Origin of the sequence: Nocardia lasii (genome assembly GCF_042658545.1) — a bacterium.
Taxonomy (GTDB): Bacteria; Actinomycetota; Actinomycetes; order Mycobacteriales; family Mycobacteriaceae; genus Nocardia; species Nocardia lasii.
The window spans coordinates 118,941-133,837 of the sequence record NZ_JBHSQN010000003.1; the positions used below are offsets into that span (position 1 = coordinate 118,941).

13 protein-coding genes are annotated in these 14,897 nt (G+C 68.8%); 5 read left to right on the forward strand and 8 right to left on the reverse strand.

What is annotated here, in order from left to right:
• Positions 1–9 precede the first annotated feature (9 nt).
• From ACFP3H_RS08350 to ACFP3H_RS08380, 7 genes are all read right to left on the reverse strand, one after another.
• Complete coding sequence (locus ACFP3H_RS08350; protein ID WP_378601989.1) at positions 10–249, reverse strand: hypothetical protein; 240 nt, start codon at positions 247–249, stop codon at positions 10–12.
• A 425-nt stretch (positions 250–674) separates the two neighbouring features.
• Positions 675–1,754 carry a hypothetical protein gene (locus tag ACFP3H_RS08355; protein WP_378601992.1) on the reverse strand — a complete coding sequence of 360 codons (1,080 nt, stop codon included), beginning with the start codon at positions 1,752–1,754 and terminating at the stop codon, positions 675–677.
• Between the two features lie 99 nt (positions 1,755–1,853).
• Positions 1,854–4,178 carry a hypothetical protein gene (locus ACFP3H_RS08360; protein ID WP_378601995.1) on the reverse strand — a complete coding sequence of 775 codons (2,325 nt, stop codon included), beginning with the start codon at positions 4,176–4,178 and terminating at the stop codon, positions 1,854–1,856.
• A complete protein-coding gene (locus tag ACFP3H_RS08365; protein ID WP_378601998.1) occupies positions 4,175–5,386 on the reverse strand; it encodes a hypothetical protein in 1,212 nt (403 codons plus the stop codon). The genes ACFP3H_RS08360 and ACFP3H_RS08365 overlap by 4 nt, the downstream gene beginning before the upstream one ends.
• 10 nt (positions 5,387–5,396) lie before the next feature.
• Positions 5,397–5,531: a hypothetical protein gene (locus ACFP3H_RS08370; RefSeq protein WP_378602001.1), complete on the reverse strand. Its 135-nt coding sequence runs from the start codon at positions 5,529–5,531 to the stop codon at positions 5,397–5,399.
• Positions 5,528–6,571: a serine/threonine-protein kinase gene (locus ACFP3H_RS08375; protein ID WP_378602004.1), complete on the reverse strand. Its 1,044-nt coding sequence runs from the start codon at positions 6,569–6,571 to the stop codon at positions 5,528–5,530. The genes ACFP3H_RS08370 and ACFP3H_RS08375 overlap by 4 nt, the downstream gene beginning before the upstream one ends.
• Positions 6,572–6,798: 227 nt before the next feature.
• Positions 6,799–10,155, reverse strand: a complete 3,357-nt coding sequence (locus ACFP3H_RS08380) for a hypothetical protein (RefSeq protein WP_378602007.1) — start codon at positions 10,153–10,155, stop codon at positions 6,799–6,801.
• 231 nt (positions 10,156–10,386) lie between these two features.
• Between ACFP3H_RS08380 and ACFP3H_RS08385 the strand changes: the two genes are divergently transcribed.
• Positions 10,387–10,770 (forward strand): MTB12 C-terminal domain-containing protein, encoded by a 384-nt coding sequence (locus ACFP3H_RS08385; RefSeq protein ID WP_378602010.1) that lies wholly within the window; start codon positions 10,387–10,389, stop codon positions 10,768–10,770.
• Here ACFP3H_RS08385 and ACFP3H_RS08390 read toward each other — a convergent pair.
• A complete protein-coding gene (locus ACFP3H_RS08390) occupies positions 10,767–12,077 on the reverse strand; it encodes a hypothetical protein (RefSeq protein ID WP_378602013.1) in 1,311 nt (436 codons plus the stop codon). The genes ACFP3H_RS08385 and ACFP3H_RS08390 overlap by 4 nt on opposite strands.
• A 150-nt stretch (positions 12,078–12,227) precedes the next feature.
• Here ACFP3H_RS08390 and ACFP3H_RS08395 point away from each other — a divergent pair, with 150 nt between their 5' ends.
• The 4 genes from ACFP3H_RS08395 to ACFP3H_RS08410 all read left to right on the forward strand — a co-directional run bounded on the left by ACFP3H_RS08395 (position 12,228) and on the right by ACFP3H_RS08410 (position 14,879).
• Positions 12,228–12,518: a hypothetical protein gene (locus ACFP3H_RS08395; protein ID WP_378602016.1), complete on the forward strand. Its 291-nt coding sequence runs from the start codon at positions 12,228–12,230 to the stop codon at positions 12,516–12,518.
• 129 nt (positions 12,519–12,647) lie between these two features.
• Positions 12,648–13,427: a sigma-70 RNA polymerase sigma factor region 4 domain-containing protein gene (locus ACFP3H_RS08400; protein ID WP_378602019.1), complete on the forward strand. Its 780-nt coding sequence runs from the start codon at positions 12,648–12,650 to the stop codon at positions 13,425–13,427.
• Positions 13,427–14,092, forward strand: coding sequence for a hypothetical protein (locus ACFP3H_RS08405; RefSeq protein WP_378602022.1), 666 nt, complete (start codon positions 13,427–13,429; stop codon positions 14,090–14,092). The genes ACFP3H_RS08400 and ACFP3H_RS08405 overlap by 1 nt, the downstream gene beginning before the upstream one ends.
• Positions 14,093–14,411: 319 nt before the next feature.
• A complete protein-coding gene (locus tag ACFP3H_RS08410) occupies positions 14,412–14,879 on the forward strand; it encodes a hypothetical protein (RefSeq protein ID WP_378602025.1) in 468 nt (155 codons plus the stop codon).
• Positions 14,880–14,897 lie beyond the last annotated feature (18 nt).

Below are 14,897 nucleotides of genomic sequence, written 5' to 3' on the forward strand. Positions count from 1 at the left end.
TCGGCGCCCCTAGTTCTTGAGATACCAACGCTGGTCGATGCCGACGAAGCACTCGGGAATCAAGGCGATTCCGGGGTTTCCGTCGGAATCGTAGGGAATTCGAATGCCCATCTCGCGGGACTTCTGGCGGCACTCACACCTGGTGTCGAATGGCCCGTGGTAGACAGCGTCGTAGTCATCAGCACGAGCGATGCCAGCGGGTGCCGAGCTGATGAGAATTGCGGTCAGGACCGAGAGAACTATTTTCACGACGCCCCCTGCGAATTCGGCGAACGAGGTTGTACTGATCAAGATGCGCGGTAAGCGCTATTCGCCTGGTAGGTGCGGTCGCTGGTGGCGCGCGCACCTATTCCAGTAGAACTACCGGCCCAGGTTCTCGATGATGTAGACCAGGTTGGCCAGGGCGGCGGTGGCGTTCGCGGCCAAGGCTGAGCCGGAATTGAGGATCGCGGATCCCAGGAAGAGCGCGTTCATTTCTATCCCCTTGTGTTCTGCCACGATTGCGGCGGAGAATCATCGGACATAGTGGAGATGCGGCTCGAGCTGGAATCGGTTCAAGCGCGGCAACGCCACTCCTGATTCCTCGAGACCCCCCGCGCAATGAAAAATGTTGCGGCTCTTGCAGACAACTCAGTGCACTGATATCGCGTCGAAGCGATGACCGACGGACTCGGTCACTGGACGAGGTGCACTTCGAAGGTCCAGGTCTTCACGGCTGTGCCGTCCGCGCAGGAGGCGACGCGGCCGGTTCTGGTGTTCGTGCCCGCGGTCGGTGTCGAGCAGATCCAGTCCGGGGTGGCGATCCAGTTGGTGTTGCCCGCCGTTGCCGGTGGGTGGTCGCGGTACTCGGTGTAGATCTGTTCGGCTCGGGCGCAGGTGATTTCGCCGGTGAGGGCGCGAATCTCGGCAGCTCGGCCATCGGGCAGGGTGAGGCCGGCGCAGGGTTGGGCGGGGGTCGCGGGGTCCGCCGGGGAGTCGTGGAACGGGTCGGTCTTGTCGGTGGTGCCGGCGGGGACGCGGCGTTCGGTGTGTGGGCAGTCGAAGGGGACGAGGGCGGCGTGGGCGTAGGCGGGGATCGGTTGATTGTCGCGTGAAGTGCCCTGCTGCCAGGTGTTCGCGTCGCGGAAGTGGTGGTCCAGTTCGTAACCGCTCGCCGCGGTATCGCCGATCGAGTCGCCGCCAAGCCGCGTGATCGTGCCCGGCTGATCGGGGGCACACCGGAAGGCTCCGTAGTTCGCGCCGTGGCCGCCGTAAATCGCCCAGGTTTCAGCGTCCGAGTACATTCCTTGCCCGCCGGGTGCCGCGACGATCCGCAACGCGCCGTCGACCACGGTAAGGACCCGGTACCGTGCCGACTGCTCGACGCCGCCGATCCAGAAGATCAACTCCGGCACCCCGTCACCGCTCAGATCGGTCGCCGCGACGAGCCCCTTCTCCTGCTTCTCCACGAAGGTGCCCTCCGGGCCAAGACCGTCGCTGGCCTCGTAGTAGTCGCCGAGGCTGCTCGAGTAGCGGGCGACGGTGTCGGGCAGGCCGACCAGGAGTTCGTAGGACGGCGCTGTCGACAGGGCGATGGCGATCGGGTTCACGGCGTCGGTGCCGCTGATCGGGGCTACCGCGACCACCCTACACATCCGGCCGATACCGTTGCGGCCGGCGCAGGGGTCCTGGCCGGTGTAGTCGGCGGGGTTCACCGGGTCCGACAACGAGTCCCGCGACGGCGGCGAGTCGCCTTCCGGGAGGCAGCCCGTCATCGCGGCGACTGACGTCAAGAGGGCGAGCGCCATGCCAAGGCGGATCACACGTCGGCGTATCTGCATGAACTCTGAGATGCGATCGGGGACGCCGCCGGTTCATCGCGGCCGGATGCGCATCCGGCGGGCAAGTCGTGGTGGTATGTCGAGTTGTTCGAGGACACGGGCCAGGGTGGGTTGCAAGGCGGACCGAAGGGCCGGTGGTGGTTGGTTCAGGTCGGCGACACCGCGCAGCAGTGATTCCGGGGGCATTCCCGCGTCGGAGCACAGGGCGAGCAGGGTAGCTCGGTGGCGCCCGCGCAGGCCGGCGAGCGCGGTGGTCAGGCCGCTCGGGTCGGGCGGGTCGGCGAGGACGCGCGCGGTCCAATCCAGCCGTGACCCGGCGGCTCGGTTGACGATCCGGGCGCGGCGCACGGCGTCTCGGGATTTCGACGCGGCCCGCAGTCCTGCGGCGAACAGGACGTAGTCGCCGCAGGAGACGGCACGCGGCCACAGCGGCGGCCACTTCTCGATCAGTTCGGCGGTCATGGCGTCGGCGAGGGCGGTGGTTCCGGCCGCCCGAATTCGGCGCAGGCGACGCCACGACGGTGGTTGATCTCGGGCGAGGAGGTCGTCGAGTGCGGCGTCGGTCTCCACCTCGGTGGCGGGCGACCGCGATCCGATCGTCCACACACGCGCGGTCTCGAGCCACTGAATATGCTGTGGTGCGCTGTATTTCGTCGGGATCGACAGATCGCGCGCGGTGGGGTCCAGGTCGATCGCGGTCGCGATGGCATGCGGGACGCTCGCCTGCGCCAGCAGCAGTGCGAGCGCGGCCGCGAGGTCAGGGGCGGCGAGATCCAGCTCGGATACGAGGGCGAGGACGGCGGTCGGATGCCAGCGGCCGCGCACGGCGATGTCGGTGACGAGCCGCGCGATCGAGGGCGAGGGTGCCGAGCGCAGGACGAGGTCGAGATCGGGGCCGAGAATGGCCCTTGTCGAACGACTGCCCGTCGCACGCTGGACCAGCAGATCGACCGTCCGCCGCGGTTGCGTCGACACCGCTTCCGCGAGCACGGTACTCGGTGCCGAAGTGCGCGGATCGTCCAGTTCGGCGCGCACACCCGCCTCGAACAGCGAATCGCTCCCCGCGCGCACGGCGTGTACCCGCAGTACGGGGTGGGTGCGAAGATGGTCACCGACGCGTCGCCGGGGCGCACCGTCGAGGTTCCACTGGTGAATCAGCAGCGGCCAGACGTCGACGGCGTCGGTCGTCGAGATCGGCGCGCCGCGATCAAGCGTCGCCGAGATCGCCCGTCCCAGCAGTGTGGCGGTGTCGAGGCCGAGCCGTGTTCCGATGGTTCGCGCGTGTTCTCGGCCGTAGCGACCGGAGTCGATTCCCGCGTTCAGGTCCCGCTCGACACGCTCGCGCAGCGGCGGCGCCGCGACAAACCGTGACAGTACATCAGCAGGAACGGAATCCGCCAGTGCCGCAGTGAGAATCGCCCCCACCACGCCCTCCTGATCACGCCACTGGGTCGGCAGATCGGGGTCGGTCAGCACCAGCCGAAGCTGTCGGGCATCGAGGGTGGTGGGGTCGAGTCGACGCAGTGCTCGGCGGTCCAACCAGCGCTGGATGTCGCCGACACTGTCGAGCCGATCCGGCAGTGCCACTCCGGTTTTCCAGGCTCGGACAATCGTCGCGCCGAGGCCGGCGGGCGCACCGGGCTCGTCGGGACAGATTCGGCGCCGACCGCTGTCCGACGCGCGCGCCGGTCGCACCGAGACGACGATGATCGGCCCCGAACCCGACGGCGGCACCGGCGTCGCGCCGGCCGCGAAGGTGAGCTCGCCGAGCAGCGCACGGGGCAACACCTCATAGACCGCTCGCAACATCGCGATGCCCTCCGCGAGTCCCGCAACACACAGCTCCAGGTCGGGCCCACCCGAATCAGCCTGTGCCAGAACGGCGTCGATCAGCGCGGGCAACCACCCTCGGTCCACGATCGCGGCCACCGTGTCGGCGAATCCGGGCGCTCGCCCCGACCAGATGAGCGGGGCGAGGCGATCGGTCGGCGTCATCGGATCCTCACTCGACAGCTCACGCACGAACACCTCGGCCGCGTACAACTGCAGCGCCGTGTACCCGTCGAGCACGGCGGGATCCCCGGCGACGAGATGGCTCACACACGTCCCGGGCCGGGCTCGTGACGGCGACTTCACCCCGACGACCGCCACGCCCCGCCCGAGCGTGAACTCGAACGCGAATGGTTGCGCGGCATCGGCGACAAGGGTGACCATCGGGCCGAGCTCACGCGCCGTGCGACCGAGCTCGTCAGGCCAGTTCGCCGAACGCGCCACGACCCCGACACCGGCGCCGGAGGAATCGAGTGTCGCCCGAGCCCACCCTGAGATCAACTGGGGGAAAAGGACTTCCGTGCTCATCGCGGCACGTGCAGTTCATGGATCGAGTTGAGCATGAGCACGGCGGGATCGACCACCCCGAACGGCTTGAACACGGGAAAGGAGTCGTCGGACTGTTTGCTGCACCCCACCGCCGACACCGGGAAGTACCGATTGTCGCTGAACTCGGTCGCCATCTTCGCGTCGACCGCGGGAAACAGGGAGCGCACGACCTCGCGGGTCGCCCAGCCGCGCCGCGCGATCTGACCCAGGTTGTAGAGGTTGCCGCTGTCCGCACCGTCGTCGGTGGCCCAGGTGGACGGCGGCGCGACGGAGCCGATGTCGGGGAACTGGAGCAGCGACAACAGGTCGGACTTCGCGACGATGGTCGCCGCGTGGAAGCCGTCGCGCGCGATCGGTACGTTGCGCGGAAATCCGTTGGCCTCACGCCACAGCGCCGCGACCTGATCAATCATCAAGATCGTGCGCTCGACTGTCTGCGAGTGCTCGACCGCGTTGTCCAGGCTCGCCTGATCGACCTCGCCCGCTCCCGCGCGCATCTGGGCCAGGTACCGCTTGTTCAGGGTGGACGGCACCACGCACCACAGAAAGTCGGTGATCGCCAGGTGTGGACTCACCTTCGCCGCGACCTCGGCGTCGGCGATGTCTTCCCCGGCGACGTCGATGAACGCCAGATTGACTGAGGCGCCCGTATACAGCGAGGTCACCTTCACCAGCAGGGGTACCCGAGGTTCGAGCCCGGTCCCGCCCGGCGAGTTGCCGTCCTCGTCGCCTCCGTTCTGCCTGGGGCGGAACCGCGCGCCGCGCGGCTCGTGCCGATTTTCGCTGCCCGCGTGCACAACTCGGCGTGGCGCCGTGGCGTCGAGCGCGCGGCGGGTGTCGACGAGTCGGTAGCGCAGCCGATCCCACAGCGCCACCGAACGCTGCGAGATCGTCATCGAGCAATCGCGATTCAGCAGTGGATCGTTCATCATCGAATAGATCATCGAAACGATCAGATGGCTCTTCGACGACGCGGACTCGCCAATGAACGAGACGACCTTCGTCGGTCGCGCCAACAGTTCCGCGTCGAGCTCGCACCCGTTGGGGCAGCGGGCCGAAAGGCGGTCGGCGAAGGTCCTGACCCGCTTGTCGTAGCCGCCGCCGCTGTGCCGGATCGTGCTCACCCAGCCGGGACCGGACTCCTTGAGTTCGAAGTCGGTGATGCAGTTCAAGCAGACGATGCGCATGATTTCGCCCCTAACTCACGACCAGCAAGGTCAACAACACCAGGGTCGCGACGAACGAGCACACCGACACCCGGAACGCGACACGCAGCCAGTGGGCCGAGCGAGCACCGGGGAACAGAACCTGCTGCCAGGGATGACGATTCATCGGACACCCGTTCCGCTCAGACCGAGAAGATTCACCGCGATCGCGAAGACCGCGACCGCGAGCGCGACCCCGAGCAGGGTCGCGACCGCGAGCAGCGCGGTCACGTACAGCACGTCGTCGCGGTTGAGCGCGGCCAGTAGTCGATTGCGTTCAGCCCGCAGGACGGTCCCGGGTTCCACCTGCGGCGGCGCCGGGAACGGCACCGGCCTGATCTCGGTGGGCCCGACCAGGGTCACGTCGCGCAGGACCGTCCGCTCGGCTTCGCGGGCCGCCGCCTCGAAATCAGCGAGGAACTCGTGCGCCGAGGCGTACCTGGCGTTCGGATCGGCGGCCAGCGCACGATCCAACACCCCGCGCAGTCCGCCGGTGATCGGGGAATCCGGGGGGATCCCGTCCTGCGGTCGGGCGGGGGCCCGATAGCGGTACAGCAGCAGTTCGATGGTCTCCACGCAGACCATCGCCGCCGCGAAGATGTCACTGCGCTCGGTGGCAACGGCGGTCAATCGGTACTCCGGCGCCCAGTACATGCGGGTGCCGATCATGACGTGCAGGCCGGTGAGGTGCGAGGGCCGGTCGATGTCGACGGCGATGCCGAAATCGGTCAGCTTCGCGGTGCCATCGTGGGTGACCATGATGTTGTCGGGTTTGATGTCGCGGTGCAGAATTCGGTTGTCGTGGGCGTAGGCCAGCGCGCGCAGTACCCCTGCCAGCAGGGCGAAGACGTCACCGGGCAGCCAGTGCGCCTGCGTGCGCAGATAGTGGCGCAGGTTGTGCCCGTCGACCAGTTCCATCACCAGGTAGTGCAGGGGGAATCCACGACCGGAGTCCGTCCCGGTCGCGTGGACCCGCACGATGTTGGGATGACGCAGCCGCGCGCTGACGCTGTACTCGAGTTCGAACCGCTTGACCTGCTTCCACCCCGGCTCGAATCCCTCCCCCTCCCTGCTGGAGTCGAGCAGCTTTACCGCGACATCGTTGCCGTCGGCGTCGCGGGCGGCCCACACCTGTGCCATCCCGCCGCGTCCGATTCTCCTCGACATCAGAAATCGTCCGTCTATCACCGTGTTCGCTGTCACCGGCTCCCCTGAGTGCAATGCCCGGTCTCCTTCTCGGTCGCGCCGCGCCCGACGCGTGTGCCCTTGGACACAGTGATGCGGAACGGGCCGACAACGGTTCGAGGCCGGGTCCTACACCTATGGAGATGCGATCGCGACGAATGAGGTTCAGTACCAGTTGAACTCGAGACAGCCAGCCCTCGCCGACATCATCAGGAGTTCGGGCAGGCGCGCACCGGCGAGCGGCCGGGTAGCGCGCCGACCCACTCGTGCGCGGTGATCTGCGCCGTGCCACTCGCGCAGATTCGCCGCGCCTCCGCGTCGGCGTCGGTACTCCACTGGCGCAGCGAGCCGTCGGCCGCGGATTCGATCAGTCGGCCCCCACCCGACGAGAACGCGAGCATCGTTCTCTGCCAGTGCCTTTCAGTTCTGACGATCGCGGCCCTGACGGTGGGTCGGTTCGCGTTGGTGTAGTCCCACAGCAGGATTCGGCCACTGATGATGTCGTCCACGGCGAGTAGCGTGCCGGTGGCGTCGAAGGCGACCGCGCCCACGGGGCCGCTGACACCGGCAGGAGTCGGAAGTCGACGGGGTTGGGTTGTCGCACCCGGCAATTCGTAGAGGAATACGCCGGAACCGGCACCGACGGCCAGGGTGTTCCGGGAGCTCAGGGCAACGGTGAGGTCCCGGCCCCGCAAGCCGACATCGGCGATTTCGGCGAGCGGGGAGTCGCTGGGGGCATCGAGGTCGTAGACGGCGACGGTGCCGGTGCGGTGGCTGCCCACGGCCAGGGTGTGGCCGTCGGGGCTGACCGCGAGGGCGGTCGGAAGACCTCGGCCGAATCGAATGGTCGAGGCGAGGGTGGGGGTTGACGAGTCGTCGATGTCCCAGAGTTCGACCGACTCGGTCAGGCCCCGCCCGACCACCACACGGCCGTCGAGGGTGAAGGTCACACCGCGGATATCGACCATGCCGTTGCTGATCGTGCCGAGCGGGCGCGCGGTGGCGGGGTCGCTGATGTCCCAGACCGCGATCTCATGTGTGTTCAGGGTGGCTGCCCTGGTGCCGTCGGGGCTGATCACGATGGTGTCGAGGAGGCCCGAGGGATCGCCGTTCACCAGGTTCGGCACCCGCGCCGAGGTCGACAGTGCGCGCAGGCGGCGCGGCAGTGCGCTCGGTTCGAGGCCGGAGACCGGTTCCGATCGCGCGGGTGGCAGTCTGACCACGGTCAGCGCACCCACGGAATCGGTGGGTCCGGGGAGCTCGAAAACGTGGACCGCCTGGTCGAATCCGGTGGTGACGAGGGAGCGACCACCCCGAAGGAACCGTGCGCGGGCAACGGAGCCGCTCGGGAACGCGGCGAGTTCGGCGCCGGTGGTGAGGTCGATGACGCGGGCGCGGAAGTCGCCCCCGACCACCACGGCCGTCTTTGCGTCCCGATCCGGCGAAACATCGAAATACTCGTTGGGACCTCGAAATGTCGAGGGGATCGACACCGGCCGGGTGAGATCGGCCCCGATCCCCCATCGGGCGATCTCGCCGGGGTTGAGTCCTACCGACAGCACGCTCCCGTCAGCGCTGAATTCCGCCGATCGAGCTTGCGCGCCGTGCGGCCCGGTCAGCACACGGTCGAAGACGGGCCGCTGGTCACGCTCGAAAGTGCTGGTGTCCCAGGCACGCACGGTCGTCATCCAGCCCGGTGCCGACACGGCCGGGACCGCCGCGACGAGCGCGCGGTCACTCACCGCGACCTGCGCGTACTGCCCCGCGACCCGCAGCGTCGGCAGCGCGGTCGCCCGCGCGGCCTCGAGTCGCCAGGTGAGGATCGACCCGCCGTGGGTTCCGATCGCGAGCAGTCGCGGATCCGGGCTGAACGCGACCGACCACGGCAACTGCCCATCGAGCGGAAGTTGCGTGGCCGCAGTCGGATTCGCCGGGTCGGCGATATCCCAGAGCACGGCCCGCTGATCGCCGGCGACCACCGCCCACCGCTGATCCGAGCTGATCGCCAGCGCCCGAACCGGACCGCTGTCGGCCGCGAATCGTGACCACCGATCGACTCCGGTCTCGTCGACGCCCACCAATTCCACAGTGCCGTCGGCTCTTCCGATCGCGATCGTCGTCCCGTCGGCGGTCGTCGCGATTCGCGGCGCGTCCGCACCGAGCACCGTCGCGTCGCCGAGCCGCACCCCCGGCGAGATCCGCGTGGGGGTGTTGATCGCGGACAACTCCAGCAGGGCGGACCGCGCGTCCTCGGTCGAGCTGGTGCGGTAGGCCGCCACGGCGATCAGTTGGGCCAGTGCGGGATCGACGTCGGCGCTGCCCCTGGCGACGCCGGCGAACAACCGGGAGTTCGACTCGGCCCTGGCCGCCGCGTTCTCGACGCGGGTCCGCACGAGATGGGTCACCGACACCACCGCCATCAACACGGCCAGGACGCCCGCGAGCGAAACGAGCCAGAGCGCGAGATTCGCGCGGGTGCGGGTGCGGGCGATCGCCTCGCTCACGGTGCGCGCGGGCGCGATCCGATCGGTGTAGTTCTGTGGCGCCTGCGCGGTCGCCTCGTCGAAACCGTCGGCCGCGACGACGACCCGCAGCGAAGCGCGTTGCGCGGCGGCCAGTTTGCCTTCGTACCCGCCGACCACCGTCAATCCGGTGTCGGCCAGGCCCGCGGTCACCGCGCAGGTCGGGTCGAGGCGTCGGGGTCGCAACCAGCGCAGCACGTGGCGGCGCGGCGCGAGATCGTCCAGTGCCACCGCGATCGCCGCGCCCATCGACGGCCCGTTGATGTCGTTCGCGGGCGCCCGCCCTGTGCCCGACACCGACCACAGCACACACGCGTCGGTGGTCGCCGATCTACTCACCGACCACGCGCGGGCGAGACTGTCGGTGAACTCCTGATCGGCCTGCAGAAAGCCCATGCGCGCGGGGTCGGGATGCAGCCCGCTCGGGCCGCCGCGAACCTGCTCCACACGCAGCACGCCCACCTGCCCGCAGCCGCTGATATCGACGAACAGGACACTGACCCGCGCCACCCGAACGGTGGGCGGTCGACTGCCCGACAGCTCGAGCGCGGTCATGATCGCGAAGCCGCGCGCCGACCGACCGCCCTGGCCGAGCAGATGCAGCACGACCTCGCCGAGCGGGCCCGCAGTGCCGGTGATCGGTCCGGCGGGCAGCAATTGCGTTCCAGCCGAACGCAAACCGGCCCGCTCCGCGTGATCCAGAAAGATCGAACACGCCCGAGCTGGGTCGAGGTGACCGGTCAGACCCTGCGCCAGCGACGCGATGGCGCGCGCGGCCGAGACGTCCGCGGTGACCCGGCCGCCCTGCAGGTCGGGCTCCTCGGACTCCTCCTCCAGTGGATCCTCGTCCACGCCGAGGGTTTTCCACCGCGCCAACGACTGCCGCGCCAGCACCCCGGTCTCGCGACGTCGTTCGAGTAGCAGCCCCGTCGCTTCGGGACCGTCCGCCACCGCGCGGCGACACAGGGCGAGCCAACCCTGGCGGGCCCCGGTCAGCTCTGCCAGCAGTGCGTCGTCGTGTTGGTCCGCTGACAGCAGCGTCACGTGTGCCCCCCTCGCTCCTCGGCGACGCTGCCGGTTCCCGTTAGGCTGGTGTGCCGATCGCGTCACCCACATGATCGCGCGCACGTCGATCGACCGCACCACCGACCGTCCCGGGGGACCCGCTTGTCCAGACCATTTCTCGCCGCGTGTGGCCTGTCCGCAGCGGTCGCCGCGGCACTGCTGACTGGCTGTTCGACAGCGGACAGCTCGGCCGCGACACCCAGCGTCGCTGTGCCGACCTCCCTGGCCGAGGCACCGCCCTCGCTGCTGACACCCGAAGCGGTCACCGAGCTGATCGCCCGACTGCTGGACCCGACCGTGCCGAACTCGGCGAAACTCGACAGCGTGCAGGGCATCGCGGCCGACCCCGGTCTGCCCAACCGCGTCGCCGAGAGCCCCGGCCGCAACGGCGCGCGGATCACCGTCGCCATCACCGCGACCCGGCTCGGTGCCCCCGGCATGCTGGCCGAGGGCACCGGGGCGATGAACGACGGCCCGCCGCAGCCGGTGATCGTGAATTTCGTGGCCGAGGACGGCACGTGGAAGATCGAGAAGACGTGGTACTGCCAGATCGCCTACTCGTTCATGGTGGCCTCTCCCCTCTGCCCGAGCTAGTTCAGGCGCGACGACTGGGGTGAGATCGCGAATCCGTGCGTGCCGTCGGTGCAGTGCACCGATTCCGCGTCCGTGACCGTGCACCACACGTTCTGCACGAACAGGGTGTCGCCGACCGCGAGCGGTTTCGTCTCGGGTCGCTCGGTGTCGATGTATCGCGGATCGCCCGCGTTGTAGAACGTGGCCGCGGACCCGGCGTCGAAACCGATCGTGTTCGCCTTACGGGGGCTGGCACCGCTGTAGTTGCCGGGCACGACAGGGGTGTCGGCGGGAAGACCGGATTCGGCGCCGCCGTGGCATCCGGCGGTGGTGTCGCGGGTAGTCGCGAGGTTCGACAGCACGATGGCACACCGGAAAGTGCTCGCCGGTGTGCGGAAATAGTAGTAGTGCGACGAGGAACCGGTCGGGATGATCTCGTAGTCGTAGTCGGCGTCCACGACATTGCCCAGGATCGGTTTGGTGGGATCCTTCACCAGGATCTCGTCGGCGCCTCGGGTGCAGGAGATGGTGTAGCCGTTGGTGTTGGACCGGGCGAATGTGGGCGTGGTGCACTGCCAGCCGTCGACGGTGGCATGACTGGACTGTCCGCCCTTGGCCGTGGCGGGGTCGCGGTAGGTGGTGACGACGGCGACGGCCGCGTCGCAATCGAGCTGGCCCCGGTTCACGATGACGTTGTCCGCGCCGGATTTTCCGCAGAGCGTGCCCGGTCCCTGTGCCGGTTTCGCGGGCGTCGAGGTGGGGCCGGCGGTCGGCGCGGGGATGGTGGCCGAGGTGCCGTCGAACGCGAACGAGCCCGTGGGGCCCGCGCAGGTGAGGGCGGTGTCGGAGATCGCGGTGCACGACAGTTCCCCGATGACGAGGCGATGCCCGGCGGGCAGGACCCGGACGCTGGTCAAGTCGCCGCCACCGGAGACATCGAGAGCCAGGCGCGCTCCGGCCGTCTCGATGCTGACCGCGTTCGCGGGCGCGACGATTCCGGTGACCGGGTCGGTGATCGGCGGGTCCGTGCTGGGCAGCGCAAGATTGCAGAACATGTTCGGGCCGGGGTCGTTGCCGAAGTTGAACGAGCACTTGCCGGTTCCGGTCCCCAACCGGAAGGCGTGCTTACCGTCCCGGATGAGGTAGTCGTCCGGGTTCGCGTCCGTCACCGCCGGGGACGACGCGGCCGGATCCCCACCGTCCGTACCGGTTGCGCTGTCGTCGTCGGGCCCGCAGCCGCTGGTCACCGCCACCGCCGCGACCGCGAGCACGCAGAGCAGGCGGGCGAGTCGAGGCGGTGGGGTCGTCGCGTGTTCATCCAGTTCCACATCTAGATGATGCGCGCGGCCCGGTCGGCGGTTCGCGGCACCTCGCGACCGAGGAGCAGCGGCGCCGAGCAGGGGGCGTGAACCGTATCCGCCCCGAACGCATCTCCCCGGTTACCTAGTTCGACAAGCCCAGAAATCGAGGTCACCATGATGAAGAAGAACGCTCTGGCGGCGATTGCGATCACGATGTTCTGCGCGATCGGCTTCGCCGGTCCCGCGAACGCGGACAGCTACGGCCCCTACGCCGAATACGAGGAGTGTGTCGAGGCCGCCTACGACTACGCCACCCAACAGGAGATCGAAGAGTACGACGACGGCGGGTGGACCGACGGCGGCGGCATCTACGAGGACGGGCAGTACTCGTACTGGGACGACGAGGGACCTGATAGCTTCTCGCCGTGCTACCAGGACTACGACGGCTACTGGTACTTCACGGTGTAGTGGCGGCGGTGGGACCGTTGCGTGGCAGCGGTCCCACCGCGCCGACGAACCGTTCGGGGCGGCCAACGCATCTGTGTAGGAGCCCGTTCCGCCGATGGGGAGCGGAACCGCACCGACGGGAGTCGCACGATGAATTCTGCCCCGGAGCGATACTCGGCCAGGCCGAATCGCCCGGTGGCGCGCGCCGCCCCGCGCCTCGCCGTGGCGAATTCCCCTCGCGTCCCGAGGTATCCGGCCGAGTGGGGGTACGAGTTGAGTCCTGATCCCGCCGACGAATGGCTCGGCACGCGCTGGGACGACATTCCCGAACAACTCCGTCCGGCCGTGGCGGAATACATCTTCGGCGCGGACCTGGTCACCATGTCGACCTACGCGGCCGCCAAGGCCCGCTATCTGCTCGAACGGATCGATCCCGATCGGCGATCCGATTTCGAGGACGTCGCGCAGGACACCATGGTCGAGCTGACCACCATCATGCCGACCGAGCGGATCCGGCACTGGAAAGCGCTGGTGCTCAAGCAACTCCAGTGGCAGGTGCTGCAAGACCGGCGACGACGAACCGCCGAGAAACGACACCCCGGTCGTCGAGTCGACTACGAATCGGCGGTGCTGGTTCTCGAAGACCAGACGACACGCGGTTGCGACAGTCGGCTCGTCGACCGCGCCGTCCTGCGGATCGCGCTGGACTCGATCGCCCACGAGGAAACAGCGGCCGTGCTGCGCGCGACCTTCGTGATCGCCTCGGACGGGAGCTACGCCGATGTGCAGACCACCAAGGAAGTCGCCGATGACCTGGGGATCAGCCAGGAGAAGGTGAAGCGGCTCCGCGCGGCCGGGGTGAAGATGCTGCGCGCGACCCTGCGCACCCAGCTCGACACCCCGGATACCGACAACGAGGAGGAACAGTGATGGCGCGGGACCGGGACGCGACGCGGCTGAACCTGCCTGTCGACCTCGACGTACTGCTCGCCTGCGCCGAAGCCGACGACAACACGGCGTCCGACGCCGAGGCGGCGACCGCGGGCGCGCGCGTCGCCGAGCGACTGTTGCGAAGCGATCGTGGCGCGAATTCGGCGACCGTGACCGCACTCGAGTCACGTCGTGAACGGATGCGAGTGCCGGGGTGGACCGTGCGGCCGCTGGCCGCCTCCGCCGACGACGTGGCGACGCACCACGCGGTGCAGCGGCAGGTCGACCGGGAACTCGGCGTCGAGTTCGTCCGCTCCCCCTCGGGTGCCGCGCGGACCCGGATCTCGGTGCGGGCGTTCGGGGCTCGCGCCGTCGCGGGCGATATCGTGCGGGTGGGTGCCGAAGGTACCGAGGTGCTCGTCGTGCTCTACCCCGACGAGGGCGGCACCCTCACCGGTCAGGTGGTCACCCGCGCGCTGACGATGTCGGAGGATCTGGAGATCTCGCTGCTCCCCAGCGCCGCGCTCGACGCACGCCACACGAGCGCGGTCACCGAGGCGGTGCGCTGCTCGCTCACCGCGGGCCGCAACGCGTGGCGCCGAGTCGCCAAGGGCTTACCCAGCGGCGATCCGATCCGGGCGGCGATCGTCGAGGGTTTGAGCTGATTCCCGCGACAGTGGAGCCCGGTTGTCGGAGAACTGTTCTCCGACAACCGGGCTCAGGGACGCCAGGGAAGCGCGGCGATCAGTCGATGGCTGGAACCCCCCTGCGGTTCCACTCCGTCGGCGGCGGTGGCTTCCGGTGGCAATGGTCTCTGCTGTGCCGGTGGCACGTACTCGCAGTAGTGATGCCGTACGGGGGTCGATCGGTTCGCGCGAACCGATACCGGTCCGCGCGGCATCTGTGTGGGTGACGGTCGCGAACGGACCGGTCGTGCGGAACGCGAGGTGACACCCATCGATGAAGGACGAAGCTGGGCTCGCCGTGGCCGCGGCGATGGTTTTCCAGGTCAGCGCGCACGCGCGGGCCGGACAGTGCCTGACGGCACAACATTTCGCGGAGCAGGCGCAGATGTTGCTCGCCGAGGAGGACTCGGCCTATCGCGAGCTGGTGCGCCATGGCGCGGAACCGGTGGTCGAGGCGGCCCGACGGCGGCGGCAGTCGCTCATCGCGGCCATCGCCCGGCACCGACTCGACGAAGACGCGCGGCACCGTCAGCGGGCGGCGGCGATCGAGCAGGCGGAAAAAGCCGCGGAGCGGATGTTGATCGAGGCGAACCGTGGGGATCTGTGCGTACGCCGACCGACCGTGGTCGCGCCCGGCGGGGTGACGGTCGAGGAGTTGGTGGCGGCCTTGGAGTTGGCGGTGCACGAACTGCGGCGTCGGCTGGCGGCCCACCGCGCGGCGATCGAGTCCGATCCCGGCGACGAACGGCGCGTGGCACAGCGGTGAGCTCGACCGATCAGTTCG

Excerpts from the sequence above, each read along its gene's own strand:
- ACFP3H_RS08355 (WP_378601992.1), bottom strand. The coding sequence starts at position 1,754 with ATGACGGGCTGCCTCCCGGAAGGCGACTCGCCGCCGTCGCGGGACTCG.
- ACFP3H_RS08360 (WP_378601995.1), bottom strand. The coding sequence starts at position 4,178 with ATGAGCACGGAAGTCCTTTTCCCCCAGTTGATCTCAGGGTGGGCTCGG.
- ACFP3H_RS08365 (WP_378601998.1), bottom strand. The coding sequence starts at position 5,386 with ATGCGCATCGTCTGCTTGAACTGCATCACCGACTTCGAACTCAAGGAG.
- ACFP3H_RS08370 (WP_378602001.1), bottom strand. The coding sequence starts at position 5,531 with ATGAATCGTCATCCCTGGCAGCAGGTTCTGTTCCCCGGTGCTCGCTCG.
- ACFP3H_RS08375 (WP_378602004.1), bottom strand. The coding sequence starts at position 6,571 with ATGTCGAGGAGAATCGGACGCGGCGGGATGGCACAGGTGTGGGCCGCC.
- ACFP3H_RS08395 (WP_378602016.1), top strand. The coding sequence starts at position 12,228 with ATGAAGAAGAACGCTCTGGCGGCGATTGCGATCACGATGTTCTGCGCG.
- ACFP3H_RS08400 (WP_378602019.1), top strand. The coding sequence starts at position 12,648 with ATGAATTCTGCCCCGGAGCGATACTCGGCCAGGCCGAATCGCCCGGTG.
- ACFP3H_RS08405 (WP_378602022.1), top strand. The coding sequence starts at position 13,427 with ATGGCGCGGGACCGGGACGCGACGCGGCTGAACCTGCCTGTCGACCTC.